This window comes from Streptomyces sp. NBC_00212, from assembly GCF_045206365.1.
Taxonomy (GTDB): domain Bacteria; phylum Actinomycetota; class Actinomycetes; order Streptomycetales; family Streptomycetaceae; genus Streptomyces.
In genome coordinates this window covers 7,010,964-7,025,665 of sequence record NZ_CP108115.1, presented here as the reverse complement: position 1 = coordinate 7,025,665, position 14,702 = coordinate 7,010,964, and the positions used below count along the sequence as shown (strand labels likewise).

Here is a 14,702-nt window from a genome sequence, read left to right as displayed (position 1 = left end):
GCTGCCCGGTTCAAGGGGCGAAACCGCGCGAGACAGGAGCAGGGATATGCAGCACCGCATCATCGTCCTCGGAGCCGGATACAGCGGAGCCATCGCGGCCGGGCGGCTCGCCAAGCGGCTGCGGCGCGAAGACGTCGCCATCACCCTCGTCAACGCCGAGCCCGACTTCGTCGAGCGCGTCCGGCTGCACCAGCTCGCGGTCGGCCAGGACCTCAGGCCCCGGCCCTTCGCCGAAATGTTCGCGGGCACCGGCGTCGAGCTGAAGCTCGCCCGGGTCACCGCGGTCGATGTCGACCGCAGGACCGTCGCCGTCGCCGTCACCGGTGCCGACGGCGCCGAGGAGCTGGCGTACGACACCCTCGTGTACGCCCTCGGCAGCGGCTGGAGCGACCAGGGCGTCCCCGGCAGCGCCGAGCACGCCCACGAGATCGCGAGCCGGCCCGGAGCGCTGCGGCTGCGCGAGCGCCTGGCCCGGCTGGACGCCGGTCAGTCCGTGGTCGTGGTCGGCGGCGGCCTCACAGGATTGGAGGCCGCGACCGAGATCGCCGAGGCCCGCCCGGACCTCGATGTCGCCCTCGCCGCCCGCGGCGGCCTCGGCGACTGGCTCTCGCCCAAGGGCCGTCGGCACCTGCGGGACGTCTTCGGCAGGCTCGGCATCACCGCGTACGAGAACGTCGACGTCACCGGCGTCGAGGACGGCCAAGTCGCCACCGCCGACGGCGCGTTCATCCCGGCCGCGGTCACCGTGTGGACCACCGGCTTCGCCGTCCACCCGATCGCGCGGGCCACCGCCCTGGAGGTCACGGACACCGGCCGGATCGTGGTCGACGAGACCATGCGGTCGCTCTCGCACCCGGACGTGTACGCCATCGGCGACGCGGCCATGGCGATGGGGCCCGGCGACAAGCCGCTGCGGATGTCGTGCGCCTCGGGCACCCCCATGGCGTGGCAGGCCGCCGACGCCATCGCGGCGCGCCTGACCGGCGGAAGGCTCCCGAACGTGCCGCTGCGCTACTTCAACCAGTGCATCTCGCTGGGCCGCAAGGAGGGCCTGATCCAGTACGTCACCGCCGACGACCGCGCCGTACGGGCGGCCCTGACGGGGCGGATCGCCGCGCTCTACAAGGAGCTGGTCTGCAAGGGCGCGGCCTGGGGCGTCGCCAACCCGCTGCTCGGGATGCCGGCCCGGCGCCGCCGCGTCGTCGTGCGCGAGCCGGTCGGGGCGGACCGGGCGGTCAAGGCGCCGGCCTGACCGGCACGTCCCCGTCCTGGCCGACCCGCTCCGACAGGAACGCCTCCCAGGTGCGGGTGCCCACCGTCGCCCGGTCCAGGGACAGGTTCTCGCCCGCCCGGTACGCGCGGCCCGTCCTTCCCGGGAGGCGGACCGGCAGCATCGGGCGGCGGCTGCCGCGTGCCTCCAGGTAGCCGCGCGCGAGGTCGGCCATCGCGTACACCTTCGGCCCTGTCAGGTCGGGCACCGGGCCGGCCGGGTCGCCCAGCGTCAACTCCACCAGTCTGCTTGCCACTTCGCGCGAGTCGACCGGCTGGAAGCGGAGGCCGCCCGGGCAGGGCACCACCGGAAGCTTCGCCATCTTCGACACGACGGTCAGGGTGAGGTCGTGGAACTGGGCGGCGCGCAGCGTGGTGTACGGGATGCCCGATTCGGCGATGGCCCGCTCGGCGCCGAGCTTGGACCTGAAGTAGGCCAGCGGCATCGTGTCCGTACCGATGACGGAGATGTAGACCAGGTACCGCACCCCGGCCCGCTTGGCCGCGCGGACGAGGTTGCGGGTCGCCTCGTCGTCGCCCTTGGCACCGCCCGCGAGGTGCAGGACCGTCTCGACCCCGTCGAGCGCCGCGCCGATGCCCTCGTCCTTGAGCAGGTCGGCGGTCACGTACTCGATGCCGTCCGCGGACGGGCGCTCCTGTCGGGTGAGGACCCGCACGTCGCGGCCCGCCGCGCGCAGCAGGGGGACGACGTGGCCGCCCAGGGTGCCCGTGCCGCCGGTGACGAGGAGGGGGGACGTCGATGTCATGGCTGCTCCAGCTTGTCCGGTGCGGGAGCCCGGCCCCCGCCGCGTTCCGCCCGGTCGGGTGGATCTGCTGCTCTGACACCGCGTGCCGGGTGAATGTGACACGGGTGGCGGTCGCCTTCCCGGGCGGGCGGACTTCCGGCGGGACGGGCCCCGCACCGGCAGCCGCTCGCCGCGCACGGCTCAGGGCCACCCCTCACCCGGCTCCGGTTCCGCCAACCTCCTTTCCAGGAACGCCCGTTCCGCCGCGTTGCCCGTGCGGTCGAGCGCCTTCTCGTACGCCTTCGCCGCCTCCTCGCCGCGGCCCAGGCGGCGGAGCAGGTCCGCGCGGGTGGCGTGGAAGAGGTGGTAGGAGTCCAGGGCGAGGGCGTCGACCAGCGCGAGGGCTTCGGCGGGGCCCTTAGTCTCGGCCACCGCGACGGCCCGGTTGAGGGCCACCACCGGTGTCGGGGCGAGGGCGAGCAGTTGGTCGTACAGCCGCCGGATCTGGTGCCAGTCCGTCGCCCGGGGCGTCGGGGCGTCGCTGTGTACGGCGTTGATCGCGGCCAGGATCTGGTAGGGGCCCGGCTGGTTGCGGCGCAGGCACCGGCGCACCAACTCCTGCCCCTCCGCGATGAGTTGAGGGCCCCAGCGGGTGCGGTCCTGGTCGGCGAGGAGGACGAGTTCGCCGTTCGGGCCGGACCTGGCGGCCCGGCGGGACTCGGTGAGCAGCATGAGCGCGAGCAGCCCGAGGGCCTCCGGCTCGTCGGGCATGAGCTCGACGAGCAGCCGGCCCAGGCGCACGGCCTCCGCGCACAGGTCGTCCCGTACGAGCCGCTCGCCCGAGCTCGCCGCGTATCCCTCGTTGAAGATCAGGTAGACGACGGCCAGCACCGCCGCGAGCCGGTCCGGGAGGTCCGCCTCGTGCGGGATCCGGTACGGGATGCGGGCGTCGCGGATCTTGCCCTTGGCCCGCACCAGACGCTGGGCCATCGTCGCTTCGGGCACCAGGAAGGCGCGGGCGATCTCCGCCGTGCCGAGCCCGCCCAACAGTCTCAGCGTCAGGGCGACTTGGGCGGCGGGGGCGAGCGAGGGGTGACAGCAGGTGAAGATCAGGCGGAGCCGGTCGTCGCGCACGGGGCCCTCCTCGGCGGGTTCGTCGGCGGCGTACGACTCGGCCCGCCGCACGGCCTCGGCCTGCCGGTCCGCGCGGGTCGCCTCCCTGCGCAGGCGGTCCACGGCGCGGTTGCGGGCGGTGGTGATGATCCAGCCGGCCGGGCTCCGCGGCAGCCCGTCCTTCGGCCACCGGGCCACCGCCGTCGCGAACGCGTCCTGCACCGCCTCCTCGGCGAGGTCGATGTCCCCGAGGGCCCGGACCAGCACGGCCACCGCGCGGCCGTACTCCGCCCGGAAGATCCGCTCGATCGCGGCGTCCCCCGGACCGCCGGACTCGGCACCCATCACTCTTCGGGCTGCCCGTGGAACGGCCGCACCTCGATGGGCAGCGTCGTGGCGTGCAGCGCCTTGCGGCCCCATTCCAGGGCGGCGTCGAGGTCGGGCGCCTTCACGATGCACAGCCCGCCGAGGTACTCCTTGCTCTCGATGTACGGGCCGTCGGTGGTGAGCACGTCGCTGCCCTTCGCGCGGAGCACCGTGGCGGTGCCGGGAGCGGCGAGGCCTCCGGCGAAGACCCAGGCACCGGCGTCCTTCAGCTCCTGGTGGAAGGTGTCGAGGTTGGCCGTGATCCGCGCCATCCCGTCGGTCGTGGGCGGCGTCCCCTCGGCCGGCTGGACCACGCTGAGCAGGTAGTACCGCGCGTTCGTCATCACGTTCTCCTCGGACGGTGGCGCCCCCGGCGGGGCGGCCTTCATCATCTATACGAACGGGGACCGGCCGGATCGACACGGAACACGGACGCTCGGCGATGTTTTTCCGGGAACCCGATCCGCGGGCCGGCCACCGATCGCCTCCCGGCGTGCGCACGCCCTGCCGGGCAGCACCGCAACCATCCCGGCCGACCGCCCGGCGGATGTCGTACGGTTCCGGTTCCGGGCAACCGAGCTGGGAGGACATCCCGTGGGTGAGAACAAGCGGCTGATGCTGGCCGGCGAGTGGTACATCCCCGACGATCCCGAACTCCGCGCCGACACCGAGCGCCGCGTCGAGTGGTGCGCCGCCTACAACGCGGCCGCCGCGGCCCCGTACGCCGACCGGCACAAGATCCTCGCGGAGCTGCTGGGTTCGGTCGGCGAGTCCGTGCGCATCAGGGCGCCGTTCCAGTGCGACTTCGGCTACAACATCAGCATCGGCGCCGGTACGTTCGTGAACTTCGGCGCCGTCTTCCTCGACACCGGCCGGATCACTGTCGGCGCCGATGTCCAGATCGGCCCGAACGTCCAACTCCTCACCCCCAGCCACGAGTTGGACGCCGAGCGGCGGCGGGCGGGCTGGGAGAAGGCGCTGCCCGTGACCGTCGGGGACAACGCGTGGCTGGGCGGCGGCGTGATCGTGTGCCCCGGGGTGACGATCGGCGCGAACACGGTGGTGGGCGCGGGCGCCGTCGTCACCAAGGACCTGCCGGCGAACGTGCTCGCAGTCGGCAACCCGGCCCGGGTCGTGCGCGAGCTGACCTGACGAGGCCTGAGCCGGGCCGAACTCGGCGTCAGGCGGCCGCCGGGGCGCTCCAGGCCCCGGCCTCCAGACACAGGTGCCAGCGCCGGGCCGCCCCGGTCAGGGTGACCGTGGACAGCGGGCGGACCTCGACGTTCCAGTACGCGGCGGGCGGCGCCTTCAGGGCGTACACCAACGCGGCCCGGACGACGGCGGGTTCGGCGACCGCCAGGATGGAGCTGCCGTCGTCCGCGGGCCGGGTGTCCAGCCATCCCCCTATCCGGGTGATGAAGGCGAGCAGCGACTCGCCGCCGTGCGGGGCCGCCCACGGGTCGGCGAGCCAGGCGTCGACGGCGGCCGGCTCGCGGGCCGTGACCTCGGCGAGCGTGCGGCCGCGCCAGCGCCCCATGTCGCAGTCCCGCAGGGCGGGCTGGGCCATCGGCGCGTAGCCGAGTGCGGTGCCGGTCGCCCGGCTGCGCGGGGACGGCGAGCAGTAGCGCAGCTCGGCCGCGCCGAGCGGCACCAGAGCGCGCGCGGCCAGCTCCACCTCGTGCCAGCCGGCCCCGTCCAGCGGCCGGTCGTCGTCGAAACGCTCGTCGAGGAGCGCGGAGCTGCGTGCGGCGGCGACCAGCGTGACCCGGTTCATGGCCGCGATCGTGAGGCCAGAAGGGCGGCAGGTCAAGAGGCGACGAGGGGCTATTGCAGGCCGAGCGCCATCCACTTGCCCGGGGTTTCCAGAGTGCGGAAACCGATCTTCTCGTAGACCCCGTGGGCGTCCTCCGTGGCCAGCAGGATGCGGCGCAGGCCGTGCGGCTCCAGGTGGTCCCGCACGGCGGCCACCAGCGCGGTGCCGAGCCCCTTGCCGCGCGCGGCCGGATCGACGTACACGTCGCAGAGCCAGGCGAAGGTGGCGTGGTCGGTGACGACCCGCGCATAGGCGACCTGCTCGCCCGAACTCCCGTCGTACGCACCGAAGTTGAGGGATCCGGCGATGGCGGCGTCCTGCTTCTCGCGGCTGCGGCCGAGGGCCCAGTACGCGTCCGTCGAGAGCCAGTGGTGGACGCGGGCGGCATCGATGCGCGCCGGGTCGCTGGAGATCGCGTACTCGCGGAAGATCACGTCACTCATGCGGGGAGCCTCGCAGGCCGCGGGCCGATTGTCAGTGGCGGATGCCACGCTGGTTGCCATGAGAGAGATACGAGGGACCTACGAGGGATCAGAGCGCTGACCGCCCGCTAGCCCAGGACGTCGTCCAGGGCCGTGCGCAGCCGCCGTACCGCCTCGGTGATCTCCGCGCGGCCCGTCACGCCCGCGAAGCCGAGGCGGATGTGGCCTGCCGGGGGTTCGGCGCTGAAGTAGGGGCGGCCGGGGGCTACGGCGACGCCCGCGCGCAGGGCGGCGGACAGGACGGCGGTCTCGGGGGCGCCGTCGGGCAGGCGGAGCCAGAGGTGGTAGCCGCCGGACGGTACGTGGGGCAGGGCGAGTTCGGGGAGATGGTGCAGGACGGCGGCGGCCAGGGTTTCCCGGCGCGCGGTCAACTCGGCCGATACGGCGCGCAGATGGCGGCTCCAGGCCGGGGAGCCGACGAGTTCGAGTGCGGTCTCCTGGAGGGGGCGCGGCACGAAGAAGGAGTCGACGACCTGGATGGCGCGCAGGCGTTCCCGTACGGGCCCGCGGGCGGCGAGCGCACCGACCCGCAGGCTCGGCGAGGTCGCCTTGGTGAGCGACGAGACATGGACGACGACGCCGTCGGGGTCGTCGGCGGCGAGCGGGGCGGGCAGCGGGCCCGCGTCCTGGTGGGCGAGCCGGCGGGCGAAGTCGTCCTCGACGACGAACGCGCCGAAGGAGTGGGCGATGCGGACCGCTTCGCGGCCGCGGTCCGGGGAGAGGAGGGCGCCGGTCGGGTTCTGGAAGAGGGGCTGGCAGACGAGGACGCGGGCGCCGGTGGCGGCGAAGGCGCTGGAGAGGAGTTCGGGGCGGATGCCGTCCGGGTCGACGGGGACCGGGACGGGGCGCAGGCCACAGGCGCGGGCGATGGCCAGCAGGCCGGGATAGGTGGGTGATTCGACGAGGACGGGTGCGCCGGGTGCGGCGAGCGCGCGCAGGGTGGTGGTCAGGGCGGTCTGGCCGCCCGCGGTGACCAGGACGTCGGCGGCGGTGACGGTGCCGCCGATCTCCCGGGCGAACCATTCGCGCAGCTCGGTGAGCCCGTCGACGGGCGGGCGGCTCCAGACGCCGGGGCGGCGGCCGGCCCGGGCGAGTGCGGCGGCCATGGCCCGCTCGGGCCGAAGGCCGGGGTCGAGGTAGCCGCCGCTGAGGTCGATGACGCCGGTCGGCGGGACGGTGAGGGTGGCCAGGACGCCGGTGGCGTCGACCGCGCGCGGGGCCGGTTCGGTGGCGCCGTCGGCGCTGAGCGCGACCTCCTGCCAGGAGGTGTCGCCGGTGCGGGCGGTGACCGTGCGTGGCTCGGCGCGGTAGGCGCCCGCGCCGGGGCGGGTGACGACCAGGCCCTCGGCGACGAGCTGGGCGAGGGCGCGGGAGACCGTGACCGGGGAGACCCGGTAGCGCTCGACCAGCGCCCGGCTCGACGGCAGCTTTCCACCCACGGAGTAGCGGTTCAGCTCCTTACGAAGGGAGTTCGCCAGATCAGCCACACTGCTACGCTCATGCATGACAGCACAGGATAGCGCTACTCACTCGACGACGATAGCGGTCGGCGCGCACGGCAGCTCCGGATCCGGATCCGTCCTGCCGGACGGCGATTCCGGTCCGGACAGCGGTTCCGGTTACGTCTCCGACTCCGTCCTGCCACGCGGGGCGATGCTCGCCGCGCTCGGCGTGGTCTCCTTCTCGCTCACCTTCCCCGGCACCGCCTGGGGCCTGGAAAGCTTCGGGCCCTGGACGCTCGTGTCGCTGCGGATCGCGCTGTCCGCGCTGATCGCGGGTGCGCTGCTGCTCGGGCAGCGGGTGCCGTTCCCCGACCGGGCGCACTGGCCGGGCCTCGCGGTGGTCGCTGGCGGCTCGCTGATCGGGTTCCCGCTGCTCACCACGATCGCCCTGCAGACCTCGACGACCTCGCACGCCGCCGTGGTGATCGGGCTGCTGCCGCTGGCCACGGCGGCCCTCGGCGCGGTGCGCACCGGGCGGCGGCCCTCGCGCGCGTTCTGGGCGGCCGCGCTGGCCGGGGCCGCGGTGGTGGCCGCGTTCACCGTGCAGCAGAGCGGCGGGGCGCTGTCCGCCGGGGACGTGTACCTGTTCGCGGCGCTGCTCGTCTGCGCGGCCGCGTACGTCGAGGGCGGACGGCTCGCCTCGGTCATGCCGGGCTGGCACGTGGTCGGCTGGGCGCTGGTGCTGTGTCTCCCGTTCGCGCTGGTGGGAGCGGCGGTGGCGCTGTCGTACGAACCCTGGCGGCTCACCGCGCACGGCGTGACCGGGCTGCTGTGGCTGGCCGCGGGGTCCAACTTCTTCGGGCTCTACGTCTGGTACCGGGGCCTGGCCGCGATCGGCGTGCCCAAGGCCAGCCAGCTCCAGTTGGCCCAGCCCCTGCTCACCCTCGTGTGGTCGGTGCTGCTGCTCGGCGAGCACCTGTCCCCGGCCGCCCCGCTGGCCGCGGTGGGGGTCCTGGTGTGCATCGCGCTGACCCAGCGGGCCCGGTCCTGAGCACTGCCAACTTGCCGGTGCCGTCCTAGACTGGCCGCATGCGAGCAATGGTGGGCGACCGACTCCTCGTACACGGCAGGACCGTCGGACAGCAGGACCGGCAGGCCGAGGTCATCGAAATTCTGGGACCCGACGGCACTCCCCCGTTCCGGGTGCGCTTCGAGGACGGGCACGAAACCCTGATGTCACCGGGCCCCGACACGGTGGTGCGGCACATCACCGAGGACGAGTAGCCGAGGGCCTTCAGCGGGCCCGGCGCAGGTAGTGGTCGGCGACGACGCGGGCCATGGCCCCGATGCGGTCCTCGGTGACCTCCTTCGCGGCGAAGAAGCAGTGGCCGCGCACCGAGGCGTACCGCCGGGCCAGGGTCAGATGGCGGGACAGTTCCGCCGGGTCCTGCCACGGTGCGGGCTGCGCCGGGTCGCCCGCCTTGTACAGGGCCTCGCCGATGTACACGTCGACGCCGGTGCCCCGGGCGACCTCGTCCCACCAGGGCACCAGGACCGCGTAGTCGGCGGCGGTGAAGCCGATGTTCCAGTACACCTGCGGGCAGATGTAGTCGAGCCGGCCCTCGCGCACCCACGCCCGGGTGTCGGCATGAAGGTCGTCGTAGGTCTGGACGCCGGCCGTGGTCGCCGACCCGCGCTCGTCGCTCGCCGCGTTGCGCCACACCGCGAACGGACTGATCCCGAAGGACAGTCGGGGGTTGATCTTCTTGATCCGGGCGGCCGTCTCGCGCACCAGGAGGTCGATGTTGTTCCGCCGCCAGGCATCCCGGTCCGGGAAGCCGGCGCCGTACCGCTCATAGGCCTCGTCGTCGTCGAAGCTCTGGTCGGCCACGGGGTACGGGTAGAAGTAGTCGTCCCAGTGCACGCCGTCGATGTCGTAGCGGCGCACCGCGTCCAGCATGGCGTCCTCGACGAACCGGCGGACCTCGGGCAGGCCCGGGTTGTAGTAGAGCTTCCCTCCGTACGGGACGGCCCAGTCCGGGTGCACGCGTGCCGGATGCGTCGGGACCAGGCGCGAGAGGTCGGTGTGGTTGGCGATGCGGTACGGGTTGAACCAGGCGTGCAGTTCGAGGCCGCGCCGGTGCGCCTCGTGCACGGCGGTGCCCAGCGGATCCCAGCCCGGGTCCCGGCCCTGCACCCCGGTGAGCCACTCGGACCAGGGCTCGTACGGAGACGGCCAGAGCGCGTCGGCGGTCGGGCGGACCTGGAAGACCACCGCGTTCAGCCGCCGCTCGACCGCCTTGTCCAGGTGGGCGAGGAGCTCGGCGCGCTGGGCGGCGGCGGTCAGGCCCGCTCTGGAGGGCCAGTCCCGGTTGGCCACCGTCGCCACCCACACCCCGCGGAAGTCCCGGCCCCTGGCCGCCACCGTCCGCACCGCCTGTTCGAGCGTCCCGTCCTCCCGGAGCGTCCCGGCCCGGTCCGCGGCGGCCGCGCCGCCCGCCGTGGCCAGCCCGCTCAGCGCTCCGGCCGTCGCCGCCACGAAGCCCCGCCGCGTGATTCGTCCCACGTCGCACCCCTCACTCCGGTCCCTTGGCCCAGGTGTACCGGACAGCATGCCCGCCCCGGCCCCTCATGCACGCGCGCGTCCGGAGTAACGTCAGGGGCTTAAGGCGGGCGCCGGAATCACACGGGGGACCTGCCGGGGACTGCAGTAGAGCGAAAGGCACGATGTGACCGACATCGAACGCGTCGGAATTGTGGGCTGTGGCCAGATGGGCGCCGGCATCGCGGAGGTGTGCGCCCGCAGCGGCCTGGACGTCATGGTCGCCGAGACCACCGGCGAGGCCCTGGAGATCGGCCGCACCCGGCTGCACAACTCCCTCTCGAAGGCCGCCGAACGCGGCAAGATCACCGAGGAGGAGCGCGACGCGACGCTCGCCCGGCTCAGCTTCACCACCGACCTCGGCGAGTTCGCCGACCGCGATCTGGTGATCGAGGCCGTCGTGGAGAACGAGCAGGTCAAGACCGAGATCTTCCAGGTCCTCGACCAGGTGGTGACCCGCCCGGACGCGATCTTGGCCTCCAACACCTCCTCCATCCCGCTGGTCAAGCTCGCGGTCGCCACCTCGCGCCCCGACCAGGTCATCGGCATCCACTTCTTCAACCCGGCCCCGGTGCAGAAGCTGGTCGAGCTGATTCCCGCGCTCACCACCTCCGAGGGCACCATCAGCCGGGCCCAGGCCCTGGTCGAGAAGGTGCTGGGCAAGCACGCCATCCGCGCCCAGGACCGCTCGGGCTTCGTGGTCAACGCGCTGCTCATCCCGTATCTGCTCTCGGCGATCCGGATGTTCGAGTCGGGCATCGCGAGCCGTGAGGACATCGACAACGGCATGGAGCTCGGCTGCGCCCACCCGATGGGCCCGCTCAAGCTCTCCGACCTGATCGGCCTGGACACCGTCGCCTCGGTCGCGGACTCGATGTACGACGAGTTCAAGGAGCCGCTGTACGCCGCTCCCCCGCTGCTCCAGCGGATGGTCGACGCCGGACGCCTCGGCCGCAAGACCGGGTCCGGTTTCTACTCGTACGCCTGAGTAAAACGGCGTACGTCTGTATACGCGGGTGTACGTCTGAAAGGCGTGGGCCGGGCTCGTGGCGCGCACACCGGGTGTGCGGAACGAGCCCGCATATGCCCATCGCACACGCTCCCGTCCCTGGAACACGGCGAGTTGACTCTGAGCCAACACATCAATGGCACGTCCGGAAACAGGACTAAGGAGCCACGCCGTGTCCACCGACCCGGGACATTCGACCACCGTCGACGAACTGGCGGAGTTACGCCTCCGCCTGGACGTCGGCATGACCCGTCTGGACGGTCAGCTCGCGCTGCTCGCCCAGCGGGGCGAGCAGACAGAGCGCGAACTGACCGACGCGGTGGGACGGGTGGCGGCCCTCGAACATCTGAGGTGGCCGCTCCCCGCCCTCACCGTGCTGACCGCCGTCGGCGCACTCTCGCTCGCCGTGTGGCAGGCCCTCGGTCACTAGCCCCGTTCAGCGGCTAGCCGTCGGCCAGCCGCAGATGGTGCAGGAGTAGGAGTCCGGCCGCCATGTTGGCGGCCGGGACCTCCCCTCGGGCGACCATGTCGGGCACCAGCTTGAGGGGTATCCACTCGCGGCGGGACGACTCGAAGTCGTCCTCGGGGTGGCCGATGTACTCGGCCGACTCGGACCAGAACAGATGGTGCCGGGCGTCGATCAGCCCGTTGGCGGGCTCGACGGTGAGCAGGGGTTTGAGCGGCCCGGGCCGCCAGCCGGTCTCCTCCTCCATTTCACGGGCGGCGGCGGCCTCGATGTCCTCGCCGTCCTCGACGACCCCGGCGGCCAGTTCCCAGCCCCAGCTGTCGGTGATGAAGCGGTGCCGCCAGAGCAGCAGCACCTCGTTGGCGGCGTTGACGACGGTCGCGACGGCGACCGGCCGCAGCCTGATCAGGAAGTGGTCCAGGTGCCGCCCGTCCGGAAGCTCTACGTCCGCGAGGTTGACCCGAAACCAGCGATTCTCATACACAGTTTGTTCGCTCAGGTTCGTCCACTGCACGTTTCTGCCACCTTCCGACAAGTAGATGGCAATATCGCAGCAGGCTGACGGTCACAGGGGAACGCGAAGTGCCCCGTCGATCAGCTCGGCGGCTTCGTCGGCGCCGGCGCAACCGCTCTCGACCAGGTGCTCGCGCACCATGCGCAGCCGGTCACGCAATCGCTGCGACTCCATCCCCCGGGCCCGCTCCGCCATTTCGACCGCGGTAGCCACGGCCCGGTCAGCGTCGCCCTGCCGCAGCTCGATCTGCGCGAGCATCGCAAGGCGGTGCACCCTGCCCCTGTCGTGGCAGGGCTCGTCGGCCGCGAGGGCGGCCTGTTCGCGCGCGGCCGTCAGATCGCCGAGGCTGAGCAGGGCCTCGGCCACCTGGACATTGACGAGACCCGGCTGGACGTAGCCGGTCTCGGCCGGCTCCTGGCCCGGCCTGATCCGCCCGGCCGCCGACTCGGCGCTCATGATCGAGGACAGCGCGCTCTGCCCGTCCCCCAGATGCGCGTACGCCTTGGCCTGCATGGCGTGCAGATCGGCCGCGAGCGCGGGGCTCAGCCGGCCGCCCGCCGCCCGCAGGGCCGCCTCCGCGAAGGCGACCGACTGGCGGTAGTCCCGCATGAACAGCGACTGGTTGACGAGCAGCGCGATGACGTAGGCGCCGAGCCCCCTGTCCCCACTGGCCTTCGCGAGCCGCAGCGCCTGGTGGAAGTAGCGCTGGGCGAGGCCCTGGGCATTGGAGTCGTACGCGCAGATTCCGGCGATGGCCACCAACCCGCCGGTGGCGCGGTGCAGTTGGCGTCCGGTGGCGTCCGTGTAGCCACCGCGCAACAACGGAGCGGTCTCCGCGTTGAGGAACCCGACGATGCGCGAGCGGGTCGCGATGCCGCCCGCCTTGCGGTACATCAGCTCGTAGTGCTCGCGCGCCGAGCGCAGCATCTCGATGTCCGACTCGCCCACCGCGGTCTGCCCGTTGCGGGACACATCGGTGTCCTCCGGCGGGTTCTCCCACTCCCATACGGGCATGACGGCCGGGGTGCCGGTGACGGCCGGGGCGTCGAGTATGTGCGTGCGCTGCTGTTCGTCCGAGCGCCACAGGGCGGTGGCCCGCTCGACGAATCCGGCGAGCGGCGAGCCGTGCGCGGGGACCGGTTCGCCCGGCACCCCGAGGCCGATGTCGTCGAGCGTGACCCGGCGGCGCAGCCGGCCCGCGAGCACCTCGCAGATCAGGTCGGGCACCTGGCCGCGCGGCCGCTGGCCCTTCAACCACCGCGCCACGGCGGTGTGTTCGTATCTGAGTGCGAGGCCTCTGGCCCGGCCCGCCTGGTTCACGCGGGCGGCCAGCCCGGCATGTGAGATCCCCGCCTCGTCCACCAGGGCGTCGAGCAGGGTATTGGGCTGCATGGGGCCCTCCGTTGGCTCGGTGAAGTCAGCGTAGACGAGCCCGGTTCACACGGGGTGTGAAGCGAGTACCCGCATTTATGCGCCGCGCTCTCTGCCCATGGCGGTCCCCAGTCGGTTGACTCTAAGACGCCTCTCCTTGAGGCGACCGGGCCGCCGGCTCCCCCTCGTACAGTGCGGCGGCCCGCTCCCGGCGCCGTCCGCCCTGTCCGCGCTGCCCGGCACTCCCGGCAGGGTGGCGGCGCCCCACCGTCAGCGGTGAACACCGGCCGCCTTGCTGCTGGTTGGCTGGGCGGGCACCCGGACCCGGTCGTTGCGCAGCACCAGGAGGGCCACATCGTCCGAGAGCCGTCCGCGGGTGTGGCGCAGGAGCGCGCGCTGCACCTGCTCGACGACGCCCGCCGGGGACACCGGCGGGGTACGAGCGGCGGCCGCGAGGGCCTCGCGCAGCGCGAAGAACCGTCCGGCTCCGTCCCGCGCGTCCTCGGCGCCGTCGGTGTACAGGCACAGCGCCTCGCCGGGCAGCAGCCGGGTGCAGCGCATCAGGGGCAGTTCGGCCGGGAGCGGGAACGGCCCGAGCGGCGGCAGCGGGTCGCCGGGCGTGAGCGGCTCGGCTCCGCGGCAGAGCCGATAGGGCCAGGGATGCCCGCAGTTGAGGGCGTACACGTCGCCGCCCGGCCGGATCTCCAGGAGCAGTACGGTGACGAACTCCTCGGCGAGCGGGCTGTCCGGCTCGCAGCCGCCGGACGCGGGGTGTTCGGCGCGGCAGCGCTCGCGCAGGTGCCGGGCGAGCGCCCGGTCCAACCTCCGCAGTACGCCCGCCAGTTGGGGCTCGTCGTAGGCGGCCTCGCGGAAGCTGCCGAGGACGGCGGCGACCGCGCCGATCGCACCGAGCCCGTGGCCTCGCACGTCGCCCATCACCACGCGCACTCCGTACGGGGTCGACATCGCCTCGTAGAGGTCGCCGCCGATCGACGCGCCGCGGCTCACGGAGAGCTGGCCGGCGGCGAGCGCGATCCCGTCGAGCCGCGAGGGCAGTGGCCTCAGGAGCGCTCGCTGGGCGACCTCGGCGATGTGCCGGATCCGCCGCAACTCCCGTTCCGCGGTGGCCCGTACGCCGTTGGCCAGCCACACCACGGCGATCAGGAAGGCCACGCACGTCGCGATCCGCAGGCCCATGCGGTCGTCGCGGGCCAGCGGGCAGGCGAGCTGCCAGGCGACGACCAGGACGAGCCAGCAGGACGGCAGGACGAGGGCGACGCCGAGCGCCCGGCGGGAGCGGAGCGCGGCCGCGCAGGCCGAGGTCCATCCCGGTGTACGGATCATGCCGTCGGCCCCCCTGGCCTCTGCGCGCTCATTGCACCGGACCGCAAGGGCCGGAAGCCGCACCGGCCTGCACGGCCGGATTGATTCTGTCGATCGCCCGCGCCCTTTTGCGAAGACCGACCGGACTTCCACCCGAACGAGTGAGACGGCAACGGCTCGTTCCTG

General features: G+C 73.0%; 16 protein-coding genes. 6 read left to right on the top strand and 10 right to left on the bottom strand.

Features of this window, described 5'->3' with window-relative positions; all coding sequences use genetic code 11:
* Positions 1-46: 46 nt before the first annotated feature.
* Positions 47-1,252 (top strand): NAD(P)/FAD-dependent oxidoreductase, encoded by a 1,206-nt coding sequence (locus OHA17_RS32005; RefSeq protein WP_406509410.1) that lies wholly within the window; start codon positions 47-49, stop codon positions 1,250-1,252.
* Here the strand turns inward: OHA17_RS32005 and OHA17_RS32000 are convergent.
* The 3 genes from OHA17_RS32000 to OHA17_RS31990 all read right to left on the bottom strand — a co-directional run bounded on the left by OHA17_RS32000 (position 1,236) and on the right by OHA17_RS31990 (position 3,838).
* On the bottom strand, positions 1,236-2,036 hold the full coding sequence (locus OHA17_RS32000; protein ID WP_406509409.1) for an SDR family oxidoreductase: 801 nt from the start codon (positions 2,034-2,036) through the stop codon (positions 1,236-1,238). The genes OHA17_RS32005 and OHA17_RS32000 overlap by 17 nt on opposite strands.
* 180 nt (positions 2,037-2,216) lie before the next feature.
* Positions 2,217-3,473, bottom strand: coding sequence for an RNA polymerase sigma factor (locus OHA17_RS31995; protein ID WP_406509408.1), 1,257 nt, complete (start codon positions 3,471-3,473; stop codon positions 2,217-2,219).
* Positions 3,473-3,838: a YciI family protein gene (locus tag OHA17_RS31990; protein WP_406509407.1), complete on the bottom strand. Its 366-nt coding sequence runs from the start codon at positions 3,836-3,838 to the stop codon at positions 3,473-3,475. Before OHA17_RS31990 ends, OHA17_RS31995 begins: the two co-directional genes overlap by 1 nt.
* Positions 3,839-4,088: 250 nt before the next feature.
* On the opposite strand from OHA17_RS31990, the gene OHA17_RS31985 reads away from it, so the two are divergent.
* Complete coding sequence (locus tag OHA17_RS31985) at positions 4,089-4,646, top strand: sugar O-acetyltransferase (RefSeq protein ID WP_406509406.1); 558 nt, start codon at positions 4,089-4,091, stop codon at positions 4,644-4,646.
* Between the two features lie 28 nt (positions 4,647-4,674).
* Here OHA17_RS31985 and OHA17_RS31980 read toward each other — a convergent pair whose 3' ends face one another.
* From OHA17_RS31980 to OHA17_RS31970, 3 genes are all read right to left on the bottom strand, one after another.
* Entirely contained in the window at positions 4,675-5,268 is a 594-nt protein-coding gene (locus OHA17_RS31980; protein ID WP_406509405.1) for a histidine phosphatase family protein, read from the bottom strand.
* A gap of 50 nt (positions 5,269-5,318) precedes the next feature.
* Positions 5,319-5,750, bottom strand: a complete 432-nt coding sequence (locus OHA17_RS31975; RefSeq protein WP_398877517.1) for a GNAT family N-acetyltransferase — start codon at positions 5,748-5,750, stop codon at positions 5,319-5,321.
* 107 nt (positions 5,751-5,857) lie between these two features.
* Positions 5,858-7,294, bottom strand: a complete 1,437-nt coding sequence (locus OHA17_RS31970) for a PLP-dependent aminotransferase family protein (protein ID WP_406509404.1) — start codon at positions 7,292-7,294, stop codon at positions 5,858-5,860.
* On the opposite strand from OHA17_RS31970, the gene OHA17_RS31965 reads away from it, so the two are divergent.
* Together OHA17_RS31965 and OHA17_RS31960 are read left to right on the top strand one after the other, a co-directional pair.
* Complete coding sequence (locus OHA17_RS31965) at positions 7,293-8,282, top strand: DMT family transporter (RefSeq protein ID WP_406509403.1); 990 nt, start codon at positions 7,293-7,295, stop codon at positions 8,280-8,282. The genes OHA17_RS31970 and OHA17_RS31965 overlap by 2 nt on opposite strands.
* 38 nt (positions 8,283-8,320) lie before the next feature.
* A complete protein-coding gene (locus OHA17_RS31960) occupies positions 8,321-8,515 on the top strand; it encodes a DUF1918 domain-containing protein (RefSeq protein ID WP_344375937.1) in 195 nt (64 codons plus the stop codon).
* A gap of 10 nt (positions 8,516-8,525) precedes the next feature.
* Here OHA17_RS31960 and OHA17_RS31955 read toward each other — a convergent pair whose 3' ends face one another.
* The gene (locus OHA17_RS31955; protein ID WP_406509402.1) at positions 8,526-9,797 is read right to left on the bottom strand and encodes a glycoside hydrolase family 10 protein; all 1,272 of its coding nucleotides are present in this window, start codon (positions 9,795-9,797) and stop codon (positions 8,526-8,528) included.
* A gap of 163 nt (positions 9,798-9,960) precedes the next feature.
* Between OHA17_RS31955 and OHA17_RS31950 the strand changes: the two genes are divergently transcribed.
* Both OHA17_RS31950 and OHA17_RS31945 read left to right on the top strand, forming a co-directional pair.
* Positions 9,961-10,821 (top strand): 3-hydroxybutyryl-CoA dehydrogenase, encoded by an 861-nt coding sequence (locus tag OHA17_RS31950; protein ID WP_053723565.1) that lies wholly within the window; start codon positions 9,961-9,963, stop codon positions 10,819-10,821.
* Between the two features lie 193 nt (positions 10,822-11,014).
* Entirely contained in the window at positions 11,015-11,272 is a 258-nt protein-coding gene (locus OHA17_RS31945; protein WP_053723564.1) for a hypothetical protein, read from the top strand.
* A 13-nt stretch (positions 11,273-11,285) separates the two neighbouring features.
* Here OHA17_RS31945 and OHA17_RS31940 read toward each other — a convergent pair whose 3' ends face one another.
* The 3 genes from OHA17_RS31940 to OHA17_RS31930 form a co-directional block, all read right to left on the bottom strand.
* Positions 11,286-11,822 (bottom strand): NUDIX domain-containing protein, encoded by a 537-nt coding sequence (locus tag OHA17_RS31940; RefSeq protein WP_078966054.1) that lies wholly within the window; start codon positions 11,820-11,822, stop codon positions 11,286-11,288.
* A 51-nt stretch (positions 11,823-11,873) separates the two neighbouring features.
* Positions 11,874-13,214, bottom strand: a complete 1,341-nt coding sequence (locus OHA17_RS31935; protein ID WP_053723562.1) for a hypothetical protein — start codon at positions 13,212-13,214, stop codon at positions 11,874-11,876.
* 249 nt (positions 13,215-13,463) lie between these two features.
* Entirely contained in the window at positions 13,464-14,537 is a 1,074-nt protein-coding gene (locus OHA17_RS31930; protein ID WP_406509401.1) for a PP2C family protein-serine/threonine phosphatase, read from the bottom strand.
* Between the last annotated feature and the right edge of the window lie 165 nt (positions 14,538-14,702).

Bases quoted from the DNA above. Each gene is read 5' to 3' on its own strand.
- OHA17_RS31965 (WP_406509403.1), top strand. From the start codon at position 7,293: ATGACAGCACAGGATAGCGCTACTCACTCGACGACGATAGCGGTCGGC.
- OHA17_RS31990 (WP_406509407.1), bottom strand. From the start codon at position 3,838: ATGACGAACGCGCGGTACTACCTGCTCAGCGTGGTCCAGCCGGCCGAG.
- OHA17_RS31980 (WP_406509405.1), bottom strand. From the start codon at position 5,268: ATGAACCGGGTCACGCTGGTCGCCGCCGCACGCAGCTCCGCGCTCCTC.
- OHA17_RS31960 (WP_344375937.1), top strand. From the start codon at position 8,321: ATGCGAGCAATGGTGGGCGACCGACTCCTCGTACACGGCAGGACCGTC.
- OHA17_RS31930 (WP_406509401.1), bottom strand. From the start codon at position 14,537: ATGATCCGTACACCGGGATGGACCTCGGCCTGCGCGGCCGCGCTCCGC.
- OHA17_RS32000 (WP_406509409.1), bottom strand. From the start codon at position 2,036: ATGACATCGACGTCCCCCCTCCTCGTCACCGGCGGCACGGGCACCCTG.
- OHA17_RS31935 (WP_053723562.1), bottom strand. From the start codon at position 13,214: ATGCAGCCCAATACCCTGCTCGACGCCCTGGTGGACGAGGCGGGGATC.
- OHA17_RS31970 (WP_406509404.1), bottom strand. From the start codon at position 7,294: ATGCATGAGCGTAGCAGTGTGGCTGATCTGGCGAACTCCCTTCGTAAG.
- OHA17_RS31975 (WP_398877517.1), bottom strand. From the start codon at position 5,750: ATGAGTGACGTGATCTTCCGCGAGTACGCGATCTCCAGCGACCCGGCG.
- OHA17_RS32005 (WP_406509410.1), top strand. From the start codon at position 47: ATGCAGCACCGCATCATCGTCCTCGGAGCCGGATACAGCGGAGCCATC.
- OHA17_RS31995 (WP_406509408.1), bottom strand. From the start codon at position 3,473: ATGGGTGCCGAGTCCGGCGGTCCGGGGGACGCCGCGATCGAGCGGATC.